The sequence below is a fragment of the Scytonema sp. UIC 10036 genome (genome assembly GCF_009725235.1).
Map to the genome: position 1 here is coordinate 35,434 of NZ_WJFC01000105.1, position 8,439 is coordinate 43,872.

The following is an 8,439-nucleotide window of genomic DNA, read 5'->3' on the forward strand; positions in this document are numbered from 1 at the left end:
ATTAGCAAGAAATGCATGACTGCCGATCCACTTTTTTATGAGATTTTCAAAGAAATACCGGAATTATTTTTTGAGCTTATCGGTCAACCAGAAAAAGACCCAAGCATCTATAAATTCAGCGCTCCAGAAATTAAACAAAGAGGATTTCGTTTAGATGGGTTGCTCTCAACGAACGAAGCTTACCCGCACGAACCAATTTACTTTATTGAGGCTCAGTCTTATAAAGATGATAATTTCTACAACCAGTTCGTTGCCAAAATCATTCTTTATCTGACTCAATACCAACCTCCCAATGAAGAATGGTACGCTATGGTCATTTATGACACAAAAAGTCATGAAGGGAATTATCCTAAATACTTGAATTTTTTCCTACCGAATCTCAGCCGCTTTTATTTGGATGAACTAGCAAAAACTCCCAACCAATCTCTAGCTGTAGGAGTGATGCGTTTAATAGTCGAACAGAAAAGCCAGGAAAAAACGGGAGAACTGGCTAGGCAGTTGATCGGGCAAGCTCAACAAGAACTCACTGATGCCACTTTGGAGGAAAAAGTTTTAGAATTTATTAAAGCGATAGTGATTGATAAGTTTGCGAATTTGAGTCGGGAGGAACTTGAAGCAATGCTGAAGTTAGATTCTTTGAGAAAAAGTAAAGTTTATCAGGAAGCTTTTGGGGAAGGTTTTGAGGAGGGTGCATTAGCGACAAAGTTAGAGACGATTCCCACACTAATGAGGTTAGGGTTAAGCATTGAGCAAATTGCCGAATCCCTAAAACTGGATGTCGAAACTGTGAGAAAGAATACTCAACAGTAGGTTGTGTTGAGGAACGAAACCCAACATGAATTCTCGCTTGTGTTGAGGAACGAAACCCAACATGAATTCTCGCTTGTGTTGGGTTTCACTTTGTTCAACCCAACCTACGTTGATTCTTGACGATAATCCCAGCGATCGCCCACATTCGATTTTGTATGGCACAGCTCTACCTAAGCCTTAGCTTGGATACGGGAGGCGGAGCCTCCCAAGTAGGCATTCCCAGGCTCCGCCTGGGAACGAGAAACTCCCTACTCCCTATTTTCGAGATAGTGCTTCTGATAGGGCTGCTAAGCCTGGTGGAAGAGTAAAGTAAGTTACGTGATCGCACGCAACATATGGTTCTAATATTCTCGGTGGCGGTGTTCTGTCACTACTTACACTTGTAATACTAGCCACGCTGACGGCAAGATCGTTGGGTTGCTTAAAGAACGCTAAATCAATGGCTTTATCCATTGCTTTACCAAATAGCTTTTGCATTAATCGATGGAGTTGACCGGTTTTCTCATCTGAAGCCCCCGGTATCAATGACCTGTCACCTGCAACAATTGTATAGGGAACGCGGGGATCGCTTGAGGATGCGATCGCTTTGAAAAATTCTGAATCTGGATGCATTTGATCTAAAGACAGATCGTTATTTTCCACAAGTTCAAGTAACATAGCTACAATTTGTGTGGGCCAAACAACGGCTGACAGTTGATTTAACCCCAAACCAAGGGTTGCAAATACCCAATCTTCAATGCTAGGCCAGGGAGAACCTGCGTTTGGTGTACCAAACATCACTAAGTGTTGTACAACTTGATTGCCACCTTCTTGCTCAATAAACCATCGACTTATCAAACCACCCATAGAGTGAGCGACTATGTGTAATTCTTTACCATGATTGGCTCCCAAGCCAATTTCTTGCAGCCGTTGTCCTAAAAGCTTTGCGTTTTCTTCAATAGTGGTATAAAGATTTTCATAATCAAAAGCTAACACTAAGTCATAGTGTTCTTTCAAAGTACACTCTTGCCCATCAACCGTAACTTTGGCTTTGTTAATGGAGCAGAGACTGCGTTGTGTAGCACCAAGAATACCATGAATGAAGAGAACAATTTTTTGTGCTTGGGCAACTTGTGCTTTAATTGTCTCCTTATCAGCTTCGTAAGTGACGGTATCTTTCTCATCAACGTTCATTATAGAACGTAAAAGAGGGTAATTATATGGTCTTCCCAACTTTTTATGGGCAACTTTTTCCAAGAAAATTTTGATAGAACCTTGCAAACTCCGACTGCTTGTACTTGGTTTTGGCAAACGTTCCAAAACAATCTCAGTTTTGCCGTTTTCCGTTCTAATTCCTTTTCCTAACGGTAAGAAAAACTTGTCCTCACTATCGTAAGCAAATGGTAAGAGGTATTCATTTTCTGCTAACCCTTTGTCAAGCAATATCTTCAAAGGAGCATCTTTGTTGACAACAGTATAGTCTTCGATATCACTTAACTCTATTGCACTCAATCCCGGATCGCTTCCTCGGCTAGTTGTCAACTCAAAAGATTCGGTAATCCGAGGTTCTTGACGCAGTATCGCAGGCAAAATTAAGTTACCCAAATCCCGACTTGCTTGGGGTACTGTAGTCAAATTCACCTTGGCACGCAAACTGGGATGGGCTTGTACCTCAACCAAACCATCTTGTAATGAAGTGCTACCATTAGACTTAACGACTTTGGCATCTTGCGGTCGAATGAGAGTGACTGTAATTTCTTTTGTCATCCAGTCATCATAATTGCCTTGTGCTCTCACAGCATTGCGCGTATGCACTCCGTCTAACAACCGATCCAAAGTTCCCCGATACTGTTCTGGCGAACGATTTCCTGGGGGAGGGTTCAATCCATCTTGCTGCAGCAAACTGGCATTAAATTCTGTGGTACAGACAATCAACTTGAAAATATCTTTATACTCTGTAATTCCCTGTTCCAAAAATGCCTCTGGTATGTAGAAAACAAGTTCTTCACTTTCAACAGAAGTGGTTCCTCCGCTATCGCTGGGTGCTAACTTAATACTGCTTTTTTGCTCAAACAAGTCGGCATTGATTGCGTAATCTTCCGAGAGAAGTAAGATGTTGGCATAGAGAGTTTTAGAACTGAGATTTGTTAATTTTACTTGAAGAACTGGACCAAGCCACTCATAGTTGTTACTGTCATAGGTGTACTCTACGCGCAATTCTGAACTTGATGGCGACTCTTGCTGTCCGGAAATAATTGCAATCTCCATCTTTATATCATCCGGTTTAATGCGGCTGGTTGCAGGAGTGGAGAGATCTAAAACATTCTTCCAACGAGCAATGTGCTCTAAACGAGTTATGAGTTCGGAAGCAGATTCAGACGTGTAACTTTCTCCTGGAGTTTCTGGAATTGGAGCAACGGTAGGGCTTAAGTCTTCACGCTGTAAAATCCAATACTGACTTTGAGCGGCAACTATATAGTAATTTGCATCTGCGGCTTGCTCTACTTCACGCACATATAACGAAGGTTGATTCCTCAGTCCAGCTGTTTGTAATGTTTTCCGTGCCAGTTCTATACCTGCTGCATCACTTTTATCAGTCTGAAAGTAAACTTTTAAAGGTGGAAGTGGTAAGCTGATAGCTACAGCCTTATAACTTTCTTTTTCTGATAACTTTTCTTCACCCTTGATAATTTGTACTTTACTGCGTTGAGGAAGTACTTTAGTTACTTTTACTTCGCCCAAGGCAGCATCTAGGTTGCGTAACTCTTCTGAATTAGCTGTTATGGGAAAAATTGCCAATAGAGTTTCTGTCTCTTGAGAAGCTTTCAAACCGTGTAGAGCACCGCCATCAATGACCCAACCTCTTTCATTCCTGTTATAAGTTAGGGCAAAGAACACATCGCGATCGCCAATCGCACCACCCAAGAAAGGCTGGTCTAATTCATCGGGATTGGTTGCATCAACTTGTGGCGATTGTTCCTTAACTTTACCACTGACGATCGCATTAATATTTCTGGCTAAGTCTCGATAAGTAATCTTACCATTAGTCCGTTGGAGAGTTTGCATAAAGAAGTAAGAAAAAGCACCTCTTGGCTGACCGTCATCACCTTTGTACTCTTTAGCCAACTCATAGTCCCGACAGGCGGAAAACATGATATGCTTGCCTCTTGGTGGTAAAATCACACCAGTTTTCTTTTTCTGGTCATCCAGATTGCGAGAAGACGTTAACAGCTCGTGCAATGCCGCTTGGTCTTCATAAAAAAGATAACTCTTCAAATCTCGTTCTCGATTATCGACAGGACCGCGACGAACTTTCACATCCGGTGCTAAATCTCTCGTTCCCGAACCAGAGTGACAGCAATCGAGCACAATCAAGACATGAGGGTCTTTCTTTGCCACTAGAGAGATCAGGTAAGATAACTCCTTATCTGCAAGGTCTTTCCCATTCGCTGTACGGCTATCGTAACAAATCAAGCTTTCATTCAGACGGTCTGGTTCTAAAACCCAAAATTCCTCTGGTGCTTTTTCTTGACCCCCATGACCGGCATAGTAGAAAAACACAACATCACTACTTTCTGCCTTGCACAGATGCTCCTTAAAACCTTGAATAATTGCTTCGCGAGTAGCTTGTTCGTTCTTCAGAATTAAAGGTTCTACCAATTGCCATTCGCCGTCTTTTGTGCGCTCTTTAAGATATTCTTGCGCGGCTTCAATATCATGAACGCACCCCTGTAATGAAGGGACTTGAGAGACTGAGTTAGGGTCGTATTCATCGATACCGACAAGCAGCGCGTAAATACTTTTAGCCATGTCCGTTTACCCCAATATTGCTTTTGTTCTTAAATATTTGCTAAGTACTGTGTTGATTAACACAGCTTTAACAATGACTTAATAAGTGATACTCATTCGGCATTTGAGATTTCGGATTGAAAAGCCGCTATTTTCAACACAGAGCCTCACATTCAGTAGGTGCAGGTAGAACCGGGGAACGAGATTGTTAAACTTGTACCTTGGTTTGGCAATAGCAGATCTGAAAGAATTGAGACTTCAAGAACCCTTTGGTTGACTAAATTTTGTATGAGATCGACAACTTCCGTTATTTCTTGTTTAAGTTGTGAAGCTATGTCCCAAATTGTATTTTCACTATTGACATATTGGATGATTTTGGCACAATCTTTGGACAATTTAAAGTTTTCTAAATGGAGATAGTTCACAACTAGTGCAACATCAGGATGTAAATGCCCAAACCCTGTATTTCGCCATTTATTTTTTCGTTCAACAGCTGTATTTAAGTATGGTATTACGTCTAATAAAGCAATTGGGTGTAATTTTTTCGGCAACCAACAACTGTTTAATTTGGAATAACCTACAATATCGAACAAAACTTCATCAGTACTCTTGCTAATAATACTTTTTGCTTGAGTTAAGGTCAACTGTTTTTTTTCGAGACCCAACTTAAGCAAGCGATATTCCCAAAACTCATCCTTTTTCAAATTTAGGTTATGTTCCTCAAAATTCCATCTAGGGCATATTTGTGCAACTGTTCTATACCAACGTCGAACGCGATGGTTCCCGCCTGTAGCGTATAGTAACCGTCCCCAAAAAAAATATAAATACCAGTGTTTATTGATTGACGATAGAAATAGTTCTCCTGTTGCTCGTTGTTGGGACAACCTTGCCAAGCTCTCATTAACATTAACAAAGTCTGGGTCTTCTAGTTCCATCACAGTTATTTCCTTAAAATACCGATCTCTCAAGTCGGTAAGATCCCCAACTTCTTAAATAAGCCGGGGATTTTGAACACCCTTTTTACTACCATGGTAGATTATAAGTTCAATATTGGGCGATCGCAGCCCCAAACTCTACATTTTCTACCAGCTTTTAGAGATACTAAACTGGCTCATCTTGGATATATAAGTACTATTTAAGATTTTATCTATTTAGTGTTACATAGTTAAGTTACCTAACATAAGAAAAATATAATTTAAATTTCCGTAAAGAAAAATAAAGAAAAAGTGAAATATGACTGGAAGAAAAGCAAAGTAAAAAATACTTGTTAAAATTTATACAAAAATATCTCTATTCTACCAAACATTTTACTCCCTTGGTAGTAGTGGTCGGCCACACAAGTTTTGATGGGTCAGTAGGTAGGGATAAAGCCCACCATTGGTTGTTGTGCGGCATAGCCCTATTACTACTGGGAACGAGGTGGTCATAGGAAGTTTCGACTGCCCCTCACCCTGAAATTTAATACGGTAGATCAACAAGAAGAATGTAACTTAAATGAAATCTATATGTAAGTAATTACTTCAACTAAGTTTACTTTCCGTTAAGTATTTTAACTTTCAATTGCGTAATGAATACATAACTGAGGTAGTTGACAGAAATTAATTGAATAGCAAGCGTCTGCAATTCCCACAGACAGCGCATATAGTTGTCTCAACAGGGTCTCTCCGATTTTTTCTACTGCTATCAAAGCTTGCTATAAATAATGACTATAATTTTAGAAAATCAATTGACAATTTTTAAAATCAATTTTCTGAGGATTCAATGAATCTTAGCAATCAAGAAAAAAACACCATTCTTATCGTTGATGATAATCCCATCAACCTACAGATATTGTTTGCTTTACTAGCAAATGCTGATTTTCAAGTTTTAGCAGCCGATGATGGGGAAAGTGCAATACAGATAGCGGAAACTTCTTACCCAGATCTGATATTGTTAGACGTTTTAATGCCAAATATGGATGGCTTTGAAACTTGCCGTCGTTTGAAAAGCAATGCAGCAACTCAGGATATCCCTATCATTTTTCTAACAGCATCATTACAAAAAGCAGACAAAGTCAAGGGTTTAAATATCGGGGCTGTCGATTACATTACCAAACCACTAGAAAATGAAGAAGTTTTAGCAAGAGTCAAAATTCATCTCAGCTTGAGAAATTTAACTAAAAGACTTCAAGAACAAAATACGCGTCTGGAAACAGAAATTTCCGATCGCCAGCAAGCAGAAAAGAAAATTCAAGAACAAGCTGCATTACTTGATATTACCACAGATGCAATTTTTGTTCGAGATGCCAACAACCTCATCCGTTATTGGAATAAAGGGGCTGAAAATCTTTATGGATGGACAGCCGAAGAAGCCATTGGCAAAAATACTTGCGAAATTTTGTATAAACCGGAAACTCTTTCCCAACTTGATAATATCCAACAAACTTTGGCTGATGTTGGTTCTTGGCAGGGTGAGCTACATCAAATTACAAAAGCAGGTCACTCAATTATTGTTGCTAGCCGATGGACGTTAATAGATAATGTGGAAGGACAACCCAATTCTATCTTGACTGTCAACACAAATATAACAGAGAAAAAACAACTAGAAGCACAATTTCTGCAAGCGCAACGTATGGAAAGTTTGGGAACTCTAGCAAGTGGTATCGCTCACGATCTCAACAATACCCTAACCCCAATGATGATGATAATTCAACTGTTAGAAACAAAAATGGTGGGGGAGCAAAGTCGGCAATGGATTGCTTTATTAGAAAACAATGTAAGACGGGCTGCAGATTTAGTCAAACAGGTATTGTACTTTTCTCAAGGTAGTGAAACTCAATTTACTACTTTACAACTCAGGCATTTAATTTTAGAAGTTGAGCAGATTCTCAAACAATCATTTCCCAAATCTATCAATATCGTTTTAGATATTCCCAAACCAAACCTCTGGAGTATTTATGGTGATGCGACTCAACTTCACCAAGTTCTGATGAATCTCTGTATAAATGCCCGCGATGCCATGCCAGTGGGCGGGACGTTACGAATTGCTGTAAAAAACGTTTGGGTAGATGCTCAATATACGCGCAAAAATATTGATGCTAAAGTGGGACCTTATGTTGCGCTCGAAATATCTGATACAGGAATAGGCATTCCCAAAGAAATCATCGACAGAATGTTTGAACCATTTTTCACAACAAAAGAAGTTGGTCAAGGTACGGGGCTTGGACTATCCACAGTGATGGGAATTGTTAAAAGCCACGGTGGATTTGTGAGCGTGAAAAGTGAGGTAAGAAAGGGCTCGGAATTTCAGATCTATTTACCAGTCAAGCAAACCATAGAAACAGAAAATGTATTAACAATAGATAACGATAGTTTACCGTTAGGACATGGAGAACTGATTCTTGTGGTTGATGATGATGATTCAATTTGTGAAATGACTAAAACTTTGTTAGAAAAAAATGCATATAAAGTTTTAGTTGCTCGTGATGGGATGGAAGCGATCGCCCTATACACGCAACATACCCGTGAAATCAACGTTGTCTTGATTGATATGATGATGCCTTCCATGGATGGTCCAACAACAATCCGCATTTTAAGAAAGATTAATCCAACAATTAAGATAGTTGGTTTTAGTGGGCTTGGGTCAAACCACGAGATGCTAAAATTCTTAAAAGATAATGTCACAACTGTTTTACCAAAGCCTTTCTCCTTGGACGAGTTGTTAAGTAATTTACAGCTGGTTTTGAATGCTAATTGCTAATGGCTAATTGCTAATGGCTAATTGCTAATGGCTAATTGCTAATGGCTAATACCAATTTTCTATGAAGCCGCACATTATTTTTACCCCTCCTAACCTCCCCTTATAAAGGGGAGGGACTTAAAT

Annotated in this window: 4 protein-coding genes; 2 read left to right on the forward strand and 2 right to left on the reverse strand. The window is 39.6% G+C overall.

The window, feature by feature from the left end; translation table 11 throughout:
* The first annotated feature begins 15 nt into the window (after window positions 1-15).
* Window positions 16-810, forward strand: coding sequence for an Rpn family recombination-promoting nuclease/putative transposase (locus F7734_RS36275; RefSeq protein ID WP_155749330.1), 795 nt, complete (start codon window positions 16-18; stop codon window positions 808-810).
* A gap of 255 nt (window positions 811-1,065) precedes the next feature.
* On the opposite strand, the gene F7734_RS36280 is transcribed toward F7734_RS36275, so the two are convergent.
* Window positions 1,066-4,599 (reverse strand): caspase family protein, encoded by a 3,534-nt coding sequence (locus F7734_RS36280; RefSeq protein WP_155749331.1) that lies wholly within the window; start codon window positions 4,597-4,599, stop codon window positions 1,066-1,068.
* 152 nt (window positions 4,600-4,751) lie between these two features.
* Window positions 4,752-5,513, reverse strand: a complete 762-nt coding sequence (locus tag F7734_RS36285; protein WP_347566346.1) for a DUF4388 domain-containing protein — start codon at window positions 5,511-5,513, stop codon at window positions 4,752-4,754.
* Between the two features lie 826 nt (window positions 5,514-6,339).
* On the opposite strand from F7734_RS36285, the gene F7734_RS36290 reads away from it, so the two are divergent.
* Complete coding sequence (locus F7734_RS36290; protein ID WP_155749333.1) at window positions 6,340-8,316, forward strand: response regulator; 1,977 nt, start codon at window positions 6,340-6,342, stop codon at window positions 8,314-8,316.
* Window positions 8,317-8,439 lie beyond the last annotated feature (123 nt).

Bases quoted from the DNA above. Each gene is read 5' to 3' on its own strand.
- F7734_RS36280 (WP_155749331.1), bottom strand. From the start codon at position 4,599: ATGGCTAAAAGTATTTACGCGCTGCTTGTCGGTATCGATGAATACGAC.
- F7734_RS36275 (WP_155749330.1), top strand. From the start codon at position 16: ATGACTGCCGATCCACTTTTTTATGAGATTTTCAAAGAAATACCGGAA.
- F7734_RS36285 (WP_347566346.1), bottom strand. From the start codon at position 5,513: ATGGAACTAGAAGACCCAGACTTTGTTAATGTTAATGAGAGCTTGGCA.
- F7734_RS36290 (WP_155749333.1), top strand. From the start codon at position 6,340: ATGAATCTTAGCAATCAAGAAAAAAACACCATTCTTATCGTTGATGAT.